This window comes from Lutimaribacter marinistellae (genome assembly GCF_042648365.1).
Classification (GTDB): domain Bacteria; phylum Pseudomonadota; class Alphaproteobacteria; order Rhodobacterales; family Rhodobacteraceae; genus Lutimaribacter_A; species Lutimaribacter_A marinistellae.
The window spans coordinates 714193-732024 of record NZ_JBHRXI010000010.1 but is presented as its reverse complement, the minus strand read 5'-3'; the positions used below and the strand labels follow the sequence as shown (position 1 = coordinate 732024).

Annotated in this window: 16 protein-coding genes; 11 read left to right on the top strand and 5 right to left on the bottom strand. The window is 63.4% G+C overall.

Translation table 11 applies throughout. The features are described 5' to 3' along the window. Positions 1–467: helix-turn-helix domain-containing protein (locus ACFORG_RS12205; RefSeq protein ID WP_386735786.1), on the bottom strand; the 467-nt coding region annotated here is incomplete at its 3' end. Between the two features lie 122 nt (positions 468–589). On the opposite strand from ACFORG_RS12205, the gene ACFORG_RS12200 reads away from it, so the two are divergent. From ACFORG_RS12200 to ACFORG_RS12170, 7 genes are read left to right on the top strand one after another with little or no spacing between them, the layout of a single operon-like run. Then, positions 590–1726 (top strand): NAD(P)/FAD-dependent oxidoreductase, encoded by a 1137-nt coding sequence (locus ACFORG_RS12200; protein ID WP_386735785.1) that lies wholly within the window; start codon positions 590–592, stop codon positions 1724–1726. After that, positions 1723–3012 (top strand): TRAP transporter large permease, encoded by a 1290-nt coding sequence (locus ACFORG_RS12195; RefSeq protein WP_386735784.1) that lies wholly within the window; start codon positions 1723–1725, stop codon positions 3010–3012. Before ACFORG_RS12200 ends, ACFORG_RS12195 begins: the two co-directional genes overlap by 4 nt. A 33-nt stretch (positions 3013–3045) precedes the next feature. After that, positions 3046–4026, top strand: coding sequence for a TRAP transporter substrate-binding protein (locus ACFORG_RS12190; RefSeq protein ID WP_386735783.1), 981 nt, complete (start codon positions 3046–3048; stop codon positions 4024–4026). Between the two features lie 4 nt (positions 4027–4030). Beyond that, the gene (locus ACFORG_RS12185; RefSeq protein ID WP_386735782.1) at positions 4031–4576 is read left to right on the top strand and encodes a TRAP transporter small permease; all 546 of its coding nucleotides are present in this window, start codon (positions 4031–4033) and stop codon (positions 4574–4576) included. Positions 4577–4586: 10 nt separating this feature from the next. Beyond that, a complete protein-coding gene (locus ACFORG_RS12180) occupies positions 4587–6038 on the top strand; it encodes a M81 family metallopeptidase (RefSeq protein WP_386735781.1) in 1452 nt (483 codons plus the stop codon). Further along, positions 6035–6886: an alpha/beta fold hydrolase gene (locus ACFORG_RS12175; RefSeq protein WP_386735780.1), complete on the top strand. Its 852-nt coding sequence runs from the start codon at positions 6035–6037 to the stop codon at positions 6884–6886. The genes ACFORG_RS12180 and ACFORG_RS12175 overlap by 4 nt, the downstream gene beginning before the upstream one ends. Beyond that, entirely contained in the window at positions 6883–7860 is a 978-nt protein-coding gene (locus ACFORG_RS12170) for an ornithine cyclodeaminase family protein (RefSeq protein WP_386735779.1), read from the top strand. Before ACFORG_RS12175 ends, ACFORG_RS12170 begins: the two co-directional genes overlap by 4 nt. Positions 7861–7873: 13 nt before the next feature. Here the strand turns inward: ACFORG_RS12170 and ACFORG_RS12165 are convergent, their stop codons facing one another. The 3 genes from ACFORG_RS12165 to ACFORG_RS12155 all read right to left on the bottom strand — a co-directional run bounded on the left by ACFORG_RS12165 (position 7874) and on the right by ACFORG_RS12155 (position 11941). Next, positions 7874–8848 carry a serine hydrolase domain-containing protein gene (locus tag ACFORG_RS12165; protein WP_386735829.1) on the bottom strand — a complete coding sequence of 325 codons (975 nt, stop codon included), beginning with the start codon at positions 8846–8848 and terminating at the stop codon, positions 7874–7876. Positions 8849–8914: 66 nt separating this feature from the next. Beyond that, positions 8915–10786 carry a DEAD/DEAH box helicase gene (locus ACFORG_RS12160; RefSeq protein WP_386735778.1) on the bottom strand — a complete coding sequence of 624 codons (1872 nt, stop codon included), beginning with the start codon at positions 10784–10786 and terminating at the stop codon, positions 8915–8917. 219 nt (positions 10787–11005) lie between these two features. Then, the gene (locus ACFORG_RS12155) at positions 11006–11941 is read right to left on the bottom strand and encodes a hydrogen peroxide-inducible genes activator (RefSeq protein WP_386735777.1); all 936 of its coding nucleotides are present in this window, start codon (positions 11939–11941) and stop codon (positions 11006–11008) included. 111 nt (positions 11942–12052) lie between these two features. Here ACFORG_RS12155 and katG point away from each other — a divergent pair, with 111 nt between their 5' ends. Together katG and ACFORG_RS12145 are read left to right on the top strand one after the other, a co-directional pair. Then, positions 12053–14230, top strand: coding sequence for a catalase/peroxidase HPI (gene katG / locus ACFORG_RS12150; RefSeq protein WP_386735776.1), 2178 nt, complete (start codon positions 12053–12055; stop codon positions 14228–14230). A 65-nt stretch (positions 14231–14295) separates the two neighbouring features. Next, complete coding sequence (locus tag ACFORG_RS12145; protein ID WP_386735775.1) at positions 14296–14874, top strand: hemerythrin domain-containing protein; 579 nt, start codon at positions 14296–14298, stop codon at positions 14872–14874. Positions 14875–14907: 33 nt separating this feature from the next. Here ACFORG_RS12145 and ACFORG_RS12140 read toward each other — a convergent pair whose 3' ends face one another. Beyond that, a complete protein-coding gene (locus ACFORG_RS12140; protein WP_386735774.1) occupies positions 14908–15204 on the bottom strand; it encodes a hypothetical protein in 297 nt (98 codons plus the stop codon). 256 nt (positions 15205–15460) lie between these two features. Here ACFORG_RS12140 and ACFORG_RS12135 point away from each other — a divergent pair, with 256 nt between their 5' ends. Together ACFORG_RS12135 and ACFORG_RS12130 are read left to right on the top strand one after the other, a co-directional pair. After that, the gene (locus ACFORG_RS12135; protein ID WP_386735773.1) at positions 15461–16885 is read left to right on the top strand and encodes a circularly permuted type 2 ATP-grasp protein; all 1425 of its coding nucleotides are present in this window, start codon (positions 15461–15463) and stop codon (positions 16883–16885) included. A 5-nt stretch (positions 16886–16890) separates the two neighbouring features. Beyond that, on the top strand, positions 16891–17832 hold the full coding sequence (locus ACFORG_RS12130) for an alpha-E domain-containing protein (protein WP_386735772.1): 942 nt from the start codon (positions 16891–16893) through the stop codon (positions 17830–17832).

Genomic DNA, 17832 nt, shown 5'->3' with positions numbered 1-17832 from the left:
CGCCCCTCGACGAAGACCGTCACTTCGCCCTCCATCACGATCAGGAACTCCTGCCCGGGGTGACGCACGAAGTCTTCGAAATCGACAAGTTCCCGCGCCTTGAGTGACCCCATCATCGGCGTCATCGCCTTGTTCCAAAGGTCCGGAAAAAGCATCTCGTAGACGTAGTTCTGCGTCTCCTGCCGCTCGAAATCCCCTCCCCGCGCTACCGCGAAACTCCCAGCCTCGAAACGCTGACCCTCAGCGGTGAAAAAAACCGCCAGATCAACGCCCAAACCAACCGAAAGCTGCGATAAACGATCATACGTCAATGAAATCACGCCGCGTTCGGCCTTCGAGATCGTCGATATTGCGAGCCCTGAACGTTCCGCCACCTCCGCGAGCGTCCAGCCCCGGTCAAGTCGCAGGGTTCGCAGGCGTTGGCCAAAACTGGTTCGTGGATTCGGGGCATCATGCGCGTCTGTCATGTCGTGATTTTAAGTTCATAGTCCTGTGGATCCAAGGAATTTTCCAATTGGAAAAATATGTTTTCCAATCGGAAAATCAGTGTTACGCTCGTCTTGAGACGAAATGACCGGGGGTGGTTTTCATGGCGCAGGGCGACAAGCAGGCCGATTTCATCGTGATCGGCGCGGGCATGGCCGGGGCATCGGTGGCCGCTGAACTGTCCCGGGATGCGCGGGTGATAGTGGTCGAGAGGGAGGCACAGCCCGGATATCATACGACGGGGCGCTCTGCCGCGTTGTTTACCAAGGCTTACGGTCCACCAGTGATACGAGCCATGTCTCGCGCCAGTCACGACTTCTTTCGCGGGGTCGGCCCTGGGGGGCCACCGCAGAATCTGATCCGTGAGCGCGGCGTCATTTTTGTGGGGCGTGCCGATCAGGGAGAGGAATACGCTACGCTGCAACGTGAGCTGGGGGCCGCCGTCGAACCGATTTCGGCCGCCACTGCCCTTGATCTCGTTCCTCTTCTGCGGAACGATTATGTCGGTGCCGCTCTCTTTGATCGCGATGCGGCTGATATCGAAGTGCACGGTTTGCACCAGCATTGCCTGAAATCCTTCCGCTCGCGCGACGGCGCGCTTCATCTCAAAGCAGAGGTCATTGGGCTTGCGCGTGTCGGTGACGACTGGGTTGTCGAAACGCCCAAGGCGACGATGCGGGCGCCTGCGGTGATCAACGCGGCAGGCGCGTGGGCGGATGAACTGGCCCAGATGGCGGGGCTTGCGCCACTTGGTCTGCGTCCATTGCGGCGAACGGCCCTTCTGGTTGCACCTCCAAGCGGTGTTGCGCCAGATTCCTGGCCGATGGTGGTGGACGTGGCCGAGAATTTCTATCTCAAGCCCGACGCAGGAAAGCTGCTCATCTCGCCCGCGGATGAAACGCTGTCGCCACCTTGCGACGCGCAGCCCGAAGAGTTGGATGTTGCAATCTGCGTGGATCGTATCGAATCCGCGTTCGACATCCAGATCCGCAGTATCGAGCACAAATGGGCAGGCTTGCGCAGCTTTCTGCCGGACGGAAAGCCGGCTGTCGGATACGACGGAGATGCGCCCGGTTTTTTCTGGCTGGCCGGGCAAGGGGGCTATGGCATCCAGACCGCGCCTGCCATGGCCCGCGCGGCAGCCGCGCTTGCACGCAACAAGGCACTTCCTGAAGACATAGCGGACGAAGGTGTCACCCCCGCCGATCTCTCGCCGGCGCGCGCGGGTTTGGCCGCATGATGGTCTGGGTCGGCGTTGCGGCCGCGGCCTTCCTCTTTTCCGGGTTGGCGATCGCCTACGTGATTGGCGGCGCAGCGGTGCTTGCCTTCATCGCGACCGATAACGCGCGTTACCTTGCCATCCTGCCACAGCAGATCTTTTCCAAGATCGACGTATTCGCATTGATGGCGATGCCGCTATTCATCCTGGCCGGAGAATTGATGAACCGGGGCGGGATTACCGGTGCCCTCATCAACTTGTCGATGGCGCTGGTCGGCCGGGTCCGGGGAGGGTTGGGACATGTCAACATCCTCACCTCGGTCTTCTTTGCAGGTATCTCGGGCTCTGCCGTGGCCGATGCCGCAGCCTTGTCGAACACGCTCGTCCCCGAAATGCAGCGACGCGGTTACAGTCTGAACTATGCCAGCGCGGTGACCGCGGCCTCGTCGATCATCGGTCCTATCGTGCCGCCGTCGATCATCCTGATTTTTTATGGCGCACTAATGGGCACCTCTGTCACCGCGCTTTTCCTCGCAGGTATCGTGCCTGGCCTCGTGTTGGCCACCGCTCTGCTTGTCATCAACGCATTCTTTGCGCGCAGGCACGATCACCCCCGCGTCGCCAAAAATGACATGCCTGCGTTTATCCCGACCTTGTTGAACTCACTGCCGGCGCTTTCGCTGCCGGTCGTCATTCTGGGCGGCATCGTGTTCGGCTGGATGACTCCGACCGAGGCGGCAGCCGTTGCCGTCTTTGCGGCTATTGCGGCCGGTTGGTTCTATGCCGGTCTGTCCGGTGAGGCGGTTCTGGCCGCCTTGAAGCGGACCGCGATCCTGTCGGGTTCGATTTTCATCATCATCTGCGCCGTCTCTGCCCTTGGTCATCTTGGGGCGTTGGAGCGCGTGCCCGAAGCGATCTCGGACATGGTCGAGCGGCTGGGCCTGGGGCCTGTCGGCTATATGCTGGCGATGAACGTGATTTTCCTTGTCGCGGGGATGGTTCTGGACATTCCAGTGGCGCTGGCCCTGCTGGTGCCGTTGCTTGCTCCGGTCGCGCTCGAACAGGGGGCCGATCCGGTGCATCTGGGGATCGTCCTGTGCTTCAACCTGTGCATCGGGCTTGTCTCGCCACCGATGGGGGGGTGCCTGCTGGTCGTCTCGGCCGTGACCGGGGTGAACTATTGGAGACTGGCCCGCGCGGTGATCCCCTTTGTGCTGACCCAGATCGCTGTGCTGGCGCTGTTGATAAACGTACCCGCGCTCAGCCTGTGGCTTCCGCGCAGCTTCGGGCTGGGCGGCGGGCCGTAATAAAATGAAAAGAAACCAACAGGAGGACCCAAAATGAAACTCTCGAACCTACTTTCCGGCGGACTGTTCGCGGCGGCGCTTGCCTTTGCGGGTGGCATGGCATCGGCCCAGATCAAGATCGCGCTGGACAGCCCGCCTGACCTCGAAGGGTCCGGTTCATATGTCTGGGCCAATGCGTTTTCGACCTATCTCAACGAGAACGACATGGCGGCCGAGGAGTTCCAGCGCGGCGCGCTTGGCGGCGATGACGAGCTGTTCGATCAAGTAAGCCAGGGGCTTCTCGAAGTGTCCATGTCGCCGCTCAATATCGTCGGCTCGATCGACAAACTCGTCTACGGCCTACGCCTTCCGTATTTCTTCAAGGACATGGAAGAGGTCGATCGGGCGTTGAACCAGGGCGGAATGCTTGAACGGATCAACGCGGCGACAACGCCCGAAGGTGTGCGCGTGATTGCCGTCAACACGGTCGGGCAGGCAAGCGGCATCTTCAACACCAAGAAACCCGTCCGCTCGGTTGCCGACATGCAGGGGCTGCGCATGCGGGCGCTCGACGAAAGCCAGATCGAGCTCTACGAGGCATGGGGCGCTGCCGGAACCATCGTAAGCTGGGCCGAAGTTCCGAATGCCCTGCAGACCGGAGTCGCGGATGGCTACCTGAACCCGGCTTTCGTTCCTTTGCTCTTCGGTCACACGGATTTCATCAAGCATTTCACCGATGCCGCCATCTCGCCCTCGCTGCGCATCACCATCGTATCGGAGGACTGGTACCAAGGCCTGTCGGACGAAGAGCAGGCCACTGTTGATGCAGCCGCCGCCGCCGCGACAAAGGCAAACCGCGAGTGGTTGAAAACCCAAGACGCCGTTCTTGGCAAGCTGGAACAAGCGGGAGTGACGGTGGTCACCCTTGACGAGGCCGCGCGGCAGGAGTTTCGCGATGCGTCGGCCCCGGCCTATGAAAGCGGATTGCTGACCCAGGAACAGATCGCGGCCTGGGAAGCGGCCAAGGCGGACTGATCGCATGAAGACCATGGCCAGAACTCTTGACCGGATTTCGGTGCTGCTCAACAGCCTTGCCCTGTGGGGCGCGGTGCTGGCCGTACTGGTCATGGTCTTTGCTGCCGGATGGCAGGTGCTGGCGCGCTACGTTCTCGATGCTCCGCCGATCTGGACCGAAGAACTGGCACGCCGGGCCATGGTATGGGCCGGGATGTTGGGGGCGTCTTGCGCGTTTCGCGCTGGGTCCGATCCGACGCTGTTTCCGTCCATGCAACAGGTGCGGGGCGGGCACGGTATGCTGTTTGCGCTGATCCGCGCTGTGGCAGTGGTGATCTTTGCGGTGCCGGTAATCTGGTATTCGCTGTTCAACGCCCGGATGGACGTGGCGCGCGGGTTCCTTGGCCGTAGCCTGAGCCGACAGGCAGAGATGCTCGATATCCCGATGATCTGGTTCACGGCGGCCGTGCCGATCGCATTTGTGCTGATCCTGATTCACCTCGTGGCGCGGTTGGCGATGCAGGCCACCGGCCAGTTGCCGACCGCCGAAACGGCCAATGAAAGCCGATAGGAAACACTCAATGAAACTGTTCATCGCCGGTCTGAGTACCGAAACCAATTCCTTCTCGCCCCTCCCGACCGGACTGGCCAGCTTCGAAGAGGGATCGATCCATCATGGCGACGCGACCAGAGATGCCCAGATGTACTGGACTGCCCCGCTCCATATCTGGCGCGCGGCGGCCGAAGAAAAAGGCTGGCAGGTGGTCGAGTCGCTGTCCGCCCACGCCCAGCCGGGCGGCCCGACCGTGAAGTCGGTCTACGAAGCATTCCGGAACGAGATCCTTGCCGATTTGCGTGCCGCGGGCGGGGCTGACGTCATCCTGCTGGCCCTGCATGGCGCCATGATCGCCGACGGCTATGACGACTGCGAAGGTGACCTGATCGCGCATTGCCGCAAGATTGCACCGAACGCGGTGATCGGCGGACTTCTCGATCCGCATTCCAACCTGACCGACAAGATGATGACCGAGGCCTCGCTTCTGGTCGCGTTCAAGGAATACCCCCACGTCGATGTGCCCGAGCGTGCCGATGACCTGTTCAGACTGGCCGCCGACGCTGCCGAGGGGAAGATCACCCCGGTGATGCGCGATTGGGACTGCCGCATGATCATCGCGATGCCGACGACAAAGCCGCCGATGAGCGATTTCGTCGCCGGGATGTTGGCTGACGAAGGCAAGAACGGGTTATTGTCGCTGTCACTGATCCACGGGTTTCCCTGGTCCGACCATCCAAGGACCGGTACCCGTGCCGTGGCGATTTGCGACGGCGATGCCGACCAAGCTGCAGAGCAGGCAGAACGCCTTGGTCAAAAGGTTTTCGGTCTGCGCCACGCGTTGCATCGGATCCTTCCCGATATTGATACGGCCCTCGATTTGGCGCAGGCGGCGCCTGCCGGGCCTGTCGTTCTGGCGGACATGTCCGACAATGCCGGGGGCGGTGCCCCTTCCGATGCCACGTTCCTGCTGCGGGCGATGATCGACCGGGGCATGACAAGCGTGGCCACCGGATTGTTCTGGGACCCGATCGCGTTGCGCATCTGCAAGGAGGTGGGCGAGGGCGCGACGCTGGATCTGCGGATTGGCGGCAAATGCGGCCCGATGTCGGGCGACCCGCTGGATCTCACCGTCACGGTGCGAAAGATCGCATCGGGCCTGACCCAGCGGTTCGGCAAATTGCCGGCACCGATGGGCGACACGGTTTGGGTCGAGGCGAACGGTATCGATATCGTGCTCAACGATCTGCGTAGCCAGACCTTTCATCCCGAAGCTTTTGAGCAGATGGGTATCGACCTTGCCCAACGCCGCTACGTCTGCGTGAAATCGTCGAACCATTACGAGGCGGGCTTCAACCCGATTGCGGCGCAGGTGATCGGCGTGGCGACGCCGGGATCAATCACGCCGGATTTCGCAAACGTTCCCTATCGCAACCGGGCAAAGAACTACTTTCCCATCGTCGAGGATCCTTTCAAATGACCAATCCACTGATTGCCGCGCGCAACGCCTTTGCCGAAAACCACCCGGAGCAGCGCGCTACCTTTGGTGGCCGGGAGTGGGGCTACGTCGACACAGGTTCGGGTCCGGCTCTTCTGCTGATCCCAGGCACCTTGGGGCGTGGGGATATCTTCTGGCAACAGATCGCGGCGCTCTCGGATCGGCTGCGTGTGATCGCAGTGACCTATCCTGCGACAGGTGGCATCGAGGAGTGGAGCGGCGACCTGGCTGCCTTGCTCGATCATTTGGGCGTCGAAACCGCCTCGGTACTCGGGTCGTCCCTGGGGGGCTATCTGGCTCAGTACTTCGCGGCCGCCCATCCTGATCGGATCGACCGGGTATTCGCGGCCAACACGCTGCATTCTGCCAATGGGATCGACCAGCGGATGCCCTATGCGCTCGACCTCGACACGGCGCCGATTGACGACTTGCGCGCGGGTTTCGGCGATGGGCTGCAAGCCTGGGCCAAGACACATCCTCAGCAGGCCGATCTGGTCGACTTGTTGCTGCAGGAGGTTGGTGGCCGCATCCCCGAGGCCGAGCTGCGCACGCGCCTGAAGGCGCTCAAAACGGCACCTGAGCTGCCGGATCTCGACCTGCCTCAGGACCAACTGTTTACCGTCGAAGCAGATGATGACCCGCTGATCCCGCCTGCCATGCGCGCGGCAGTCCGTGCACGTGTGGCGCCCTCGGCGGCGTACCGGTTCGCATGGGGTGGGCATTTCCCCTATGTCGTTCGCCCTGCGGAATACACGGCGATGCTGGAACAGGCGATGGATCTGCCGGTCACCGGACCGGACTGGGGAACCGCAGGGGAGCGCGTGCTATGATCGTTTTGACCCATGATGATGTGGCGGCGCTGCTGCCAATGACCGATGCGATCGAAGTAGTCGCCAACGCGATGAAGGGTGTGTCGGATCGCACCGTTCAACTGCCGCTGCGCTCGGTGCTGCCGGTCGGCGGAGACAACAAGATGGGTGTCATGCCCGGTGCCATCGCCGATCCCGCCTGCTATGGCGTCAAACTCGTCAGCCTGTTTCCGGGCAATCCGGCGCGCGGCCTGTCATCGCATCGCGGCGCAATCGTGCTTTTCGAGGCGGAAACCGGCGGCGCGGTGGCGATGATGGATGCTAGCCTGCTGACCGCCATCCGAACCGCGGCGGCCAGTGCCGTGGCAACCCGTGCATTGGCACGCCAGGAGGCGAGCAGCCTTGCCCTTATCGGCTATGGCGAGCAGGCAGAGCATCACTTGCACGCCATGCTGACGGTGCGGCCTGTCGAAAGGGTGGTGGTCGCTGGCCGGTCAGCGGAAAAGGCAGCCGCCTTTGTGGAAGAGGCCGCGAGCCATTACCCGGAGGTGGCGTTTAACAGCACCACGGACCTGCAAGCCGCCGTCGAAGATGCCGATATCGTCTGCACGGTCACGGCCTCTCCCGCCCCGATCGTCAAGGGTGATTGGATTCCTGCGGGCGCTCACGTGAACATCGTCGGCTCCTCGATCCCCTCCATGCGCGAAGTGGACGACCGGATGGTCGAACGCGGCGCGATATGGGTCGATTACCTGCCGTCCACACTGGCCCAGGCCGGCGAGATCGTCGACATGATCGCGGCGGGAACCTTCGACAAGGACGATCTCAAGGGCGAAATCGGGGCCGTGCTGCAAGGAAGAGTGGCAGGGCGGGCAGATGCGGACCAGATCACCGTCTATCGCTCGCTCGGTGTCGCGGCGCAGGATCTCGCCAGCGCTCATCACGTTCTGGAGCGTGCGCGGTCTGCCGGGCGGGGGCAGGTCGTGAATTTCTGACTTGGCCCGGTCTTCAGGCCAATGACAGGATCGGCCCGTCAAGCAGCTGCATGAGATCGCCGAAATACCCGGCCGACCGGGCAGGTCGGGTCGGGTCCGAGGTGATCGCAACGGCCAGATCGGCTTTGGGGTGGGCGGCGATAACCTGGCCGCCGTAGCCGCGCGCCAAGACGTAGCCACTTGGTGACAGGAACCAGCCGTAGCCATATGAAAGGCCCGACCATGGTGAGCGGGTACGCGGCGTGATCGAGGCCGCGATCCATTCCGCCGGAATGACCTGCTGGCCCTCGAAAATACCGCCATCGCGAACCATGACCGCGATGCGCAGCATGGCCGTGGGGCGCAAGGCCATCTCGTTGCCGCCAAGATAATATCCCTGCGGGTCGCGGGTCCAAGGGGGGATCGAAATGCCGAGAGGGTCGCCTATGCGGTCGCGCGCCTGTTTGAGAAGACTTGCGCCCGTTGCTTCGGTCAGGGCCGCGCCAAGTACATGCGTAGACCCCGTGGAATAGAGCATGCGTTCGCCCGGTTGCGCCACCATGGGCCGCGTCAGCGCGTTGGCGAGCCAGTTGGATGAACTGACCCACTCGCCGTAATTCGGCCCCGAGGTCCGTTCCAGACCCGCTCGCAATGTCACGAGATCTTCCATGCTGATTGCAGCGACATCTTTTGTCGCCTGGGCGGGCAGTATCTCCGGCGCAACCTCGCCCAGCGTCGCCTCGACCGAAGAAATCTCGCCCCGGTCGATTGCTGCGCCCAGCAGAAGCGACACGATGCTCTTGGAACAGGACTTGATGTTGGCCAGCTGGTCAAGCCCGGGACCGCGAGGTGCCCCGGCGAACATCATTCTGCCGCCCTTGCTGACCTGAAGGCTATGCATCTGAGGCAGCGCGTCGATGGCCGCCTGCAATTCGTCGGCCTGCGCCCGCAGGATCGCGGGCGCGGCAAGCGCGGCACTGGTCAGGAAAAAGGTTCGGCGATCCATCATGCCCATTAGGTGGGCCGCCCCCGCGGAACGTCCAGTGGCGTCATAACGCCACGCTGCGTTTTCCTGTCAGCGTTTCTTTCGGCGGGGCGGCTCATCACCGCCGCCACGAAAGGCTTTGGCCTCCGGCTTGCGCGGCTTTCGCTTGGTCCCTTCGGTGGCGTCGAAGCGACCCGCTCCGGGTTTGGCCGAGGGCCGCCCGCTTTTGCGCGCGTAGGTGGCCTCTTTGGTGTCGGACCCGGCGCGGGAGGGTTTTCCCGCTTCTTTCGGCTTGCGCTTGGGGCCGGCAGAATGCGGCATGATCCGGCGCGGTTTGTCGGCACCGGGTTTTCCGCCGCGCCGTTCCGCCGGTCGCGACGGTTTGATATCCGGTGCGCGGTCCATCTGGCGCAGGATTACCCCATCCTCGATTTCGCCATCCGGGCCAAGCGCCGCGATCAGGTCCGCGGCATTCGCCTGGGCGATTTCGACATAGGTCTCTTTGGGCTGCACGCGGATCGCCCCGATGGATGTCTTGTCCAGCCCACCGGCACGGCACAAGAGCGGTAGCAGCCAGCGAGGCTCGGCCCCGTCCGCACGACCGACAGAAAGGGTGAACCACGTGCTTGGTCCAAAGGCCTGACGCTCTTTCGGAGCAGCAGGCAGGTCCGCCGCCGAAAGCTCCTCCGGCGCCGAGTGACGGCTGCGATAGAAGGCAAGGTAAGCTGCGGCGATCCGTTCGGCGTCGTAGCGATCGACCAGCTGTGCAGCAAAAGCGCGTTGTTCTTCGCTGATCTCTTCGGACCAGACAGGATCGGAGAGCAAGCGCTCCTCGTCCCGGCGCAGGACGTCATCCGCGCTGGGTGCCGACATCCACTCGGCATTGATCTTGGCCGTTTTCAGCAGCCTCTGCGCCTTCTTCGCGCTCTTCGGGGGCACGATCAGCGCCGAGACGCCTTTGCGCCCGGCGCGTCCGGTGCGGCCCGAGCGGTGGAGCAGTGTTTCGGGGTTCGACGGCAGGTCGGCATGGATCACGAGGTCGAGATTGGGCAGGTCGATGCCTCGCGCCGCGACATCCGTGGCCACGCAGACACGCGCACGACCATCGCGCATCGCTTGCAGGGCATGGGTGCGCTCGGTCTGGCTCAACTCGCCTGACAGGCTGACGACTGCAAAGCCGCGATTGGCAAACCGCGCAGTCAGGCGGCTCACCGCCATGCGCGTATTGGCAAAGACGATGGCGTTCTGTGCCTCGTGGAACCGCAATACGTTGATGATGGCATTCTCGGCATCGGCCTGTGCGACCTGCATCGCCTGGTAGGTGATGTCGGCGTGCTGGCTGCCTCCGGTGGTCGTTGTGACGCGGACGGCTTCGCGCTGATATTGCTTGGCCAGCGTTGCGATGGCGGGGGGAACCGTGGCCGAGAACATCAGGGTGCGCCGCTCTGCGGGGGCTTCGCCCAGCATGAATTCGAGGTCTTCGCGGAACCCGAGATCGAGCATCTCGTCGGCCTCGTCCAGCACGATTGCGCGCAGCCCCGTCATGTCGAGCGAGCCGCGCTGGATGTGGTCGCGCAGCCGTCCGGGTGTGCCCACGACGATATGCGCACCACGTTCCAGCGCCCGGCGTTCGTCGCGCATGTCCATCCCGCCGACGCAGGAGACCACGCGTGCACCGGCCTTGGCGTACAGCCAGCCAAGCTCGCGCATCACCTGAAAGGCAAGCTCGCGGGTTGGGGCAACGACGAGGGCGAGGGGTGTTTCGGCACGGTCGAGCCGTTCGGAATCGTCAAGCAGCGTTGGGGCGATTGCGAGGCCGAAGCCGACGGTCTTGCCCGAACCGGTCTGCGCGGACACGAGAAGGTCGGCGGCGTGAAGCTCGGGCGCGGTGACGGCCTGTTGCACGGCGGTCAACGTGTCGTAACCGCGCTCGGCAAGCGCTTCGGAGAGGGGTTTGATCATGGGGTGGTGTATCCGTGGGGTTGGCGCGACTCGCGCCGCGGGCACGCAGGTGAGCTGCGGAAAAGCGGCTGGTACCACCCGGCGCGGGGTTTGTACAGCGGTTTCATCCCGAGATTGACCGTTTTGTACATGTCGAGGGGGCCACATTGACCGTTTTGTACAAAACTCCGCGGCGGGAACTCGGCTCCCGTCGCAGGGAAGGCGGGGTCGCGTGAACGATCAGGTCAAGGCAACCGTGGTCGCGCGATCCCCGGCTGGTCCCGGTGCGCCAGTACCGCTGGCACGGATGATGGCCGCGATCTGCAGAAGTTGATCGGAAAGCGGGTTGGTCTTGCGCCAGACCATGCCGATGCTGCGAGAGGGGCCGGGGTCGGGGAAGCGCGCGATGGACACATCGGCCGAGCGCGTTTCCATCTCGACCGCCATTTCGGGGATCAGGGTGACGCCGATCCCGGCGCCCACCATCTGCACGAGGGTCGAAAGCGAACTGCCCTCCATGAAAGCGCCGGGGCGGGCATCGCCGAATTCGCAATAGGACAGCGCCTGGTCGCGAAAGCAGTGCCCTTCTTCCAGCAGCAGAAGGCGCATGGTCTGAAGCTTGGCCGGGCTGGGCACGGGTTTGCCCGCATCGGCAAGCTGGCGGACGAGCACGAAATCCTCCTTGAAAAGCGCGAATTCCGTCAGTGACGGTTCCGAGATCGGCAGCGCCACGATGGCAAGATCGATGCGCCCCTCGGTCAGGTCGGCGATCAGCGACTGGGTGACGGCCTCGCGCAGGTTGAGTTCCAGCTCGGGCAGGCGGTGTGACAGCGCCGCGATGACCGACGGCAGGAAGTAGGGCGCGACGGTCGGGATCACGCCCAGCCGCAGCCGCCCGGCCAGCGGACCCTTGCCGGCGCGCACGAGGTCGTCGAGTTCCTCGACCTCAAGCAGGATATGGCGTGCCTTGGTCAGCAGGCGCTCTCCCATCGGGGTCAGGCGCACCTCGCGCGGGCCGCGTTCGACCAGCGCGGTGCCGAACATCGCCTCGAGCTCTTTGATCTGAAGGGAAAGGGCGGGCTGCGAGATCGCGCAATCCTCGGCCGCGCGGCCGAAATGACGGTGACGCGCAAGCGCCTCGAAATAGCGAAGTTGTTTCAGGGTCAGGCCAATCATTAGCTGAACTTATCGCAACCTTTTGTAAATTCAATTTCAGATAATGGGCGGGGTTTGTTAGAACGATTCCAGAGAGCGGTCGACGGGACTGTTCGCACAAGGGAGTGATTCATGGACGGCAACAACATCGACACGGCGGGCGGCTGCCCGATCATGCACGGTGGCAACACCGGCACGAATAACAGCGTCACCAAATGGTGGCCCAAGGGTCTGAACCTGGACATCCTGCACCAGCACGGGGCGCGGACGAACCCGATGGACCCAGATTACGACCATCGCGAAGCGGTCAAGGCGCTGGATTTCGAGGCGGTCAAGGCGGACGTCAAGGCGTTGCTGACCGAAAGCCAGGAGTGGTGGCCCGCGGACTGGGGGCATTACGGCGGCTTGATGATCCGCCTGGCGTGGCATTCGGCAGGCTCTTACCGCATGGGCGACGGGCGCGGCGGCGCGGCCACCGGCAACATCCGTTTTGCGCCCCTGAACTCGTGGCCCGACAATGCCAGCCTCGACAAGGCCCGCCGGTTGCTGTGGCCGGTCAAGAAGAAATATGGCAACGCGCTGAGCTGGGCCGACCTGATCATCCTGGCCGGGAACATGGCCTATGAAAGCTTTGGCCTGAAGACATTCGGCTTCAGCTTTGGTCGTGAAGACGTGTGGGCGCCCGAGCAGGACGTGAACTGGGGTGTCGAGAGCGAATGGCTTGCCCCGTCCGAGAACCGGTATGAGGATCTGGACGACACCGCAACGCTCTACAACCCGCTGGCGGCGGTCCATATGGGCCTGATCTACGTCAACCCCGAGGGGGTGAATGGCCAGCCCGATCCGGCGAGGACCGCAAAGCACGTGCGCGAGACGTTTTCGCGGATGGCGATGAACGACGAAGAGACCGCTGCGCTGACCTGTGGCGGACACACCGTCGGCAAGGCGCATGGCGGGGGCGATCACGCCAATATCGGTGCCGAGCCCGAAGGCTGCCCGGTGCATGCGCAGGGCTTTGGCTGGGACAACCCCGGCATGGAAGGCAAGGCGGCGAACGCGTTCACCTCGGGGATCGAGGGTGCGTGGACGCAGCATCCGACGCAATGGGATATGGGGTATTTCGACTACCTCTTCGACTACGAGTGGGAACTGACCAAGTCGCCTGCCGGTGCCAACCAGTGGAAGCCGGTGAACATGCCGGACGACAAGAAGCCGGTGAACGCCTCGGACCCGTCCAAGCGCGACATGCCGATGATGACCGATGCCGACATGGCGATGAAGGTCGACCCGATCTATAACGAGATCTGCCAGAAGTTCCGTGCCGATCCCGAGTATTTCGCCGACACCTTCGCGCGGGCATGGTTCAAGCTGACCCATCGCGACATGGGGCCGAAGGTCAACTATATCGGACCTGACGTGCCGGCCGAAGACCTGATCTGGCAGGATCCGATCCCGGCGGGTTCGACATCTTATGATGTGGCGGCGGTCAAGGCCAAGATCGCGGCGAGCGGCCTGTCCTCGGCCGAGATGATCGCCACCGCATGGGACAGCGCGCGGACCTATCGCGGGTCGGATAAGCGCGGCGGCGCGAATGGCGCGCGCATCCGTCTGGCCCCGCAGAAGGACTGGGTCGGCAACGAGCCCGAGCGTCTGGCCAAGGTTCTGGGTATCCTCGAGCCGATCGCGGCGGAAACCGGCGCCTCTGTCGCCGACGTGATCGTGCTGGCGGGCAATGTCGGGCTGGAACAGGCCATCAAGGCGGCCGGCCATGATGTCGATGTGCCATTTGCCCCCGGTCGTGGCGACGCGACGGACGAGCAGACCGATGCCGAAAGCTTTGACGTGCTGGAGCCGCTGGCCTGCGGGTTCCGCAACTGGCAGAAGGAGAAGTTCGCCGTCGCGCCGGAAGAGCTGTTGCTGGACAAGGCGCAGCTTCTTGGGCTGACCGCGGCGGAAATGACCGTGCTGGTCGGCGGGATGCGGGTTCTGGGCGCGAACCATGGTGGCAACAAGCATGGCGTGTTCACCGACCGCGAAGGCCAGTTGACCAACGACTTCTTCGTGAACCTGACCGACATGGCCTATAGCTGGCACCCGATGGACGACGGAAGCTATGAGATCCGCGACCGCAAGACGGGTGAGGTCAAGTGGACCGCGACCAGCGCGGACCTTGTGTTCGGCTCGAACTCGATCCTGCGGGCCTATGCCGAGGTCTATGCGCAGGACGACAATGCCGGGAAGTTCGTGCGCGACTTCGTGGCGGCGTGGACCAAGGTCATGAATGCAGACCGGTTCGACTTGGTCGCGTAAGTGACGGAACCTGTCCGGGCGGCGCGGTCGCCCGGACACCCCTTGAACGACGGTAGGCCCGATAAATGGCTGATGCGATGAACGGTCTCGCCCTGGGCGAGCGGGATGGCCTGCCGGATGCGCTGCGGGTGCTCCTGGAAGACTGCCCGCGCGAGGGATGGCAGATGCATCCCGGCTTTGACGGCTTGGTCCGGTTCTGGCTGGAACGTCACCTGATGTTTCGCGACCTGATGGACCGTATGGGCCATGAGACCGAACGCTTTCTCGATGCAAAGAGCGACGCCGTGCATTTTGCGCGGTCGATCAGCCGGTTCGGCGGGGTTTTCGTGAACCAGCTGCACGGGCATCACCAGATCGAGGACCACCATTACTTCCCGCTGCTGCGTCAGAAGGACCCGCGGATCGCGGCGGGCTTCGACCTTCTGGATGCGGATCACCATGCACTGGATGGGCTGCTGAACGATTTCGTGACACGCGCAAATGCGGCGATTCAGGGGGTGGAGCATGCGCAGGCACAGATGCTGGCAGCGCAGTTTCGCGACGGGCTGGCCGACCTGGAACACCGGATCGGGCAGCATCTCGAGGATGAAGAAGACCTTGTCGTGCCTGTCATCCTGACCTTCGGGGCCGAAGGGTTGGGCTGACCGCAGTGCGGCCCAAGGCCGTGCCGGGCGCGGTCAAGAAGAATGGTTGTCGACCACCACCGGCGTTTCGAAATACTGGAAGGTCGGCGTGCTGCCGAAGGATTCCGCAACGCGGGCCATGAACGCCGCGCCATGCGCCTCCTTGGCGTCGGCGATGCTGTCCCAGGTATAGACGCCGCCGGCTATTCCGGCCTCGGGGTCGTAGAGATAGTTCTTGCGATGCAGTTTAGGGTGTTGGCGCCAGATTGCGGCGCTTTCCTCGAACAGTGCGACGACCCTGTCGCGATCCATATCGCCGGGAATGCGAAACGTTACGATTTCCGTGATCATCGATGCCCCCCTTCAACCCTGTCGGCATGATGGCACAGGCCGGGCCGATTTGTCATCCGCGTGCACGGGCGGGCAGGGCGGGGAACCGTGGCCCGCGCCGAGGCGTTTGCTAAAATATTGGACGAACAGCCTAATTTTGGGGCAAGCTGGTGGTGCAAGGCGCTTGGGCAGAGCTCCTACGCACCGGACTTTGACAAGGCCGCGCGATATGGTGGAGGCTGCAAGTCCAGGTCAGGCAGAGCCGAAAGGATCTTCGATGACGGAGAATGCGCGTTTCGACGAGATGTGGGACACGGGCGACAACCTGCGCGAGCCCTATCGTCGGTTTCACGACTGGTTCGGGCAGGAAGACCCGTCGCGGCTGCGGGCCAAGCAGCGCGAGGCGGACGAACTGTTCCGGCTGACGGGCATCACCTTCAACGTCTATGGCAAGGCCGAGGCCGAGGAGCGGCTGATCCCGTTCGACATCATTCCGCGCATCATCTCGGGGACCGAGTGGCACCGGCTGTCGCGGGGCATCGAGCAGCGCGTGCGCGCGATCAACGCCTTTCTCTACGACATCTACCACGGGCAGGAGATCCTGAAGGCGGGGCGGATCCCGGTCGAGATGATCAGCCGGAACGCGGCCTTTCTGCCCGAGATGATCGGGGTGGACCCGCCGGGCGGTGTCTATACCCATATCGTGGGCATCGACCTGGTACGGACCGGACCGGGCGAGTTCTACGTGCTGGAAGACAATGCGCGCACGCCGTCGGGTGTCAGCTACATGCTGGAGAACCGCGAGACGATGCTGCAGATGTTTCCCGAGCTGTTCTCGCAGAACCGGGTGCTGCCGGTACAGAATTACCCGAGGGACCTGCGCCGGTCGCTGGCGGCCTCGGCGCCCGGCTGCGCGTCGGAGGAGCCGGTGGTGGCGGTGCTGACCCCCGGCATCTACAACTCGGCCTATTTCGAACATGCCTTCCTTGCCGACCAGATGGGTGTGGAGCTGGTCGAGGGGCACGACCTGCGCGTGGTGGACGGGCGCGTGGCGATGCGCACCACCCACGGCTACAAGGCGATCGACACGCTCTATCGCCGGGTCGATGACGATTTCCTCGATCCGCTCAACTTCAACCCGGAAAGCGCGCTGGGCGTGCCGGGGATCATGGATGTCTATCGCGCGGGCGGGATTACCATCGCCAACGCGCCGGGAACGGGGATTGCCGATGACAAGGCGATCTACAGCTACATGCCCGAGATCGTGGAGTTCTATACCGGTGAACGGCCGCTGCTGAAGAACGTGCCGACATGGCGCTGTTCGGAGCCGGAGGCGCTGGCCTATGTGCTCGACAACCTTGCCGACCTGGTGGTGAAGGAAGTGCATGGCTCGGGCGGTTACGGGATGCTGATCGGGCCCACGGCGAGCAAGAAGGAGATCGCGGCGTTCCGCGACAAGCTGAAGGCGCGGCCGTCGAACTATATCGCGCAGCCGACATTGAGCCTGTCGACGGTGCCGATCTTTTCGCGGTCGGGCCTTTCGCCGCGCCACGTGGACCTGAGACCCTTCGTGCTGGTCAGTCCGGGGCGCATCCATGTCACGCCCGGGGGGCTGACGCGGGTGGCGCTGAAGAAAGGGTCGCTGGTGGTCAATTCCTCGCAAGGGGGCGGGACCAAGGATACCTGGGTGCTGGAGGACTGAGGGCGATGCTGGGCAAAACCGCAAACGGGCTGTTCTGGATGTCGCGCTATCTGGAGCGTGCCGAGAATACCGCGCGCCTTGTCGAGACCGGCCAGCGCATCGCGCTGACCCGGATGGGGCATGGCGAAGAGGAATGGGCGTCGATCCTGCAATCGGCCGGGTCCTATGCCGGGTACCGCGAGTCGCACGACGAGATGAGCAAGGAAGGGGCCATCGACTGGATGCTGCGGGACCGGCGCAATGCGTCATCCGTCCGGTCGTCGATCGAGTCCGCCCGGCAGAATGCGCGGATGGTCCGCACAGCGATCACCGGCGAGGTCTGGGAGGCGATCAATGCGTCCTTCATGCGGATGAAGGACCTGCTGGGCCGCAAGGTATCCGAGCGCGATCTGCCGGCGGTCATGCGCGACATCCGGCAGAACGCCGCGCTGGTTCGGGGGATGGTCCACGGCACCATGATGCGCAACGACATCTACGATTTCCTGCGGATCGGCACCTTTCTGGAGCGGGCCGACAATACCGCGCGCATCCTTGACGTGAAGTATTACATCCTGCTGCCATCGGTCAGTTCCGTCGGCTCTTCGCTGGACAACGTTCAATGGGAGAGCATCCTGCGGTCGGTGTCGGCCGGGGGCGGTTTCCGGATGAAATACGGCCCCGGCGGCGGGCCGCGCGAGATCGTGCATTTCCTGATCCTTGATCCCTGCATGCCGCGCAGCCTGGCCTTTTGCGTGGGCAAGCTGCGCGACAACATGCGCTATCTCAATGCCGGGTCGCTGACGCCCAGCGAGTCGTTGAAGATCGTCGAGCAGATCCAGTCGCGGTTCCTGTCGCATGACGTGGACGCGATATTCGACTACGGGCTGCACGAATACATACAGGCGATGCTGTCCTCGTTGGGGCAGGTCGCGCGACAGATCGAAATAGATTACAGGTTCTACGAGTGA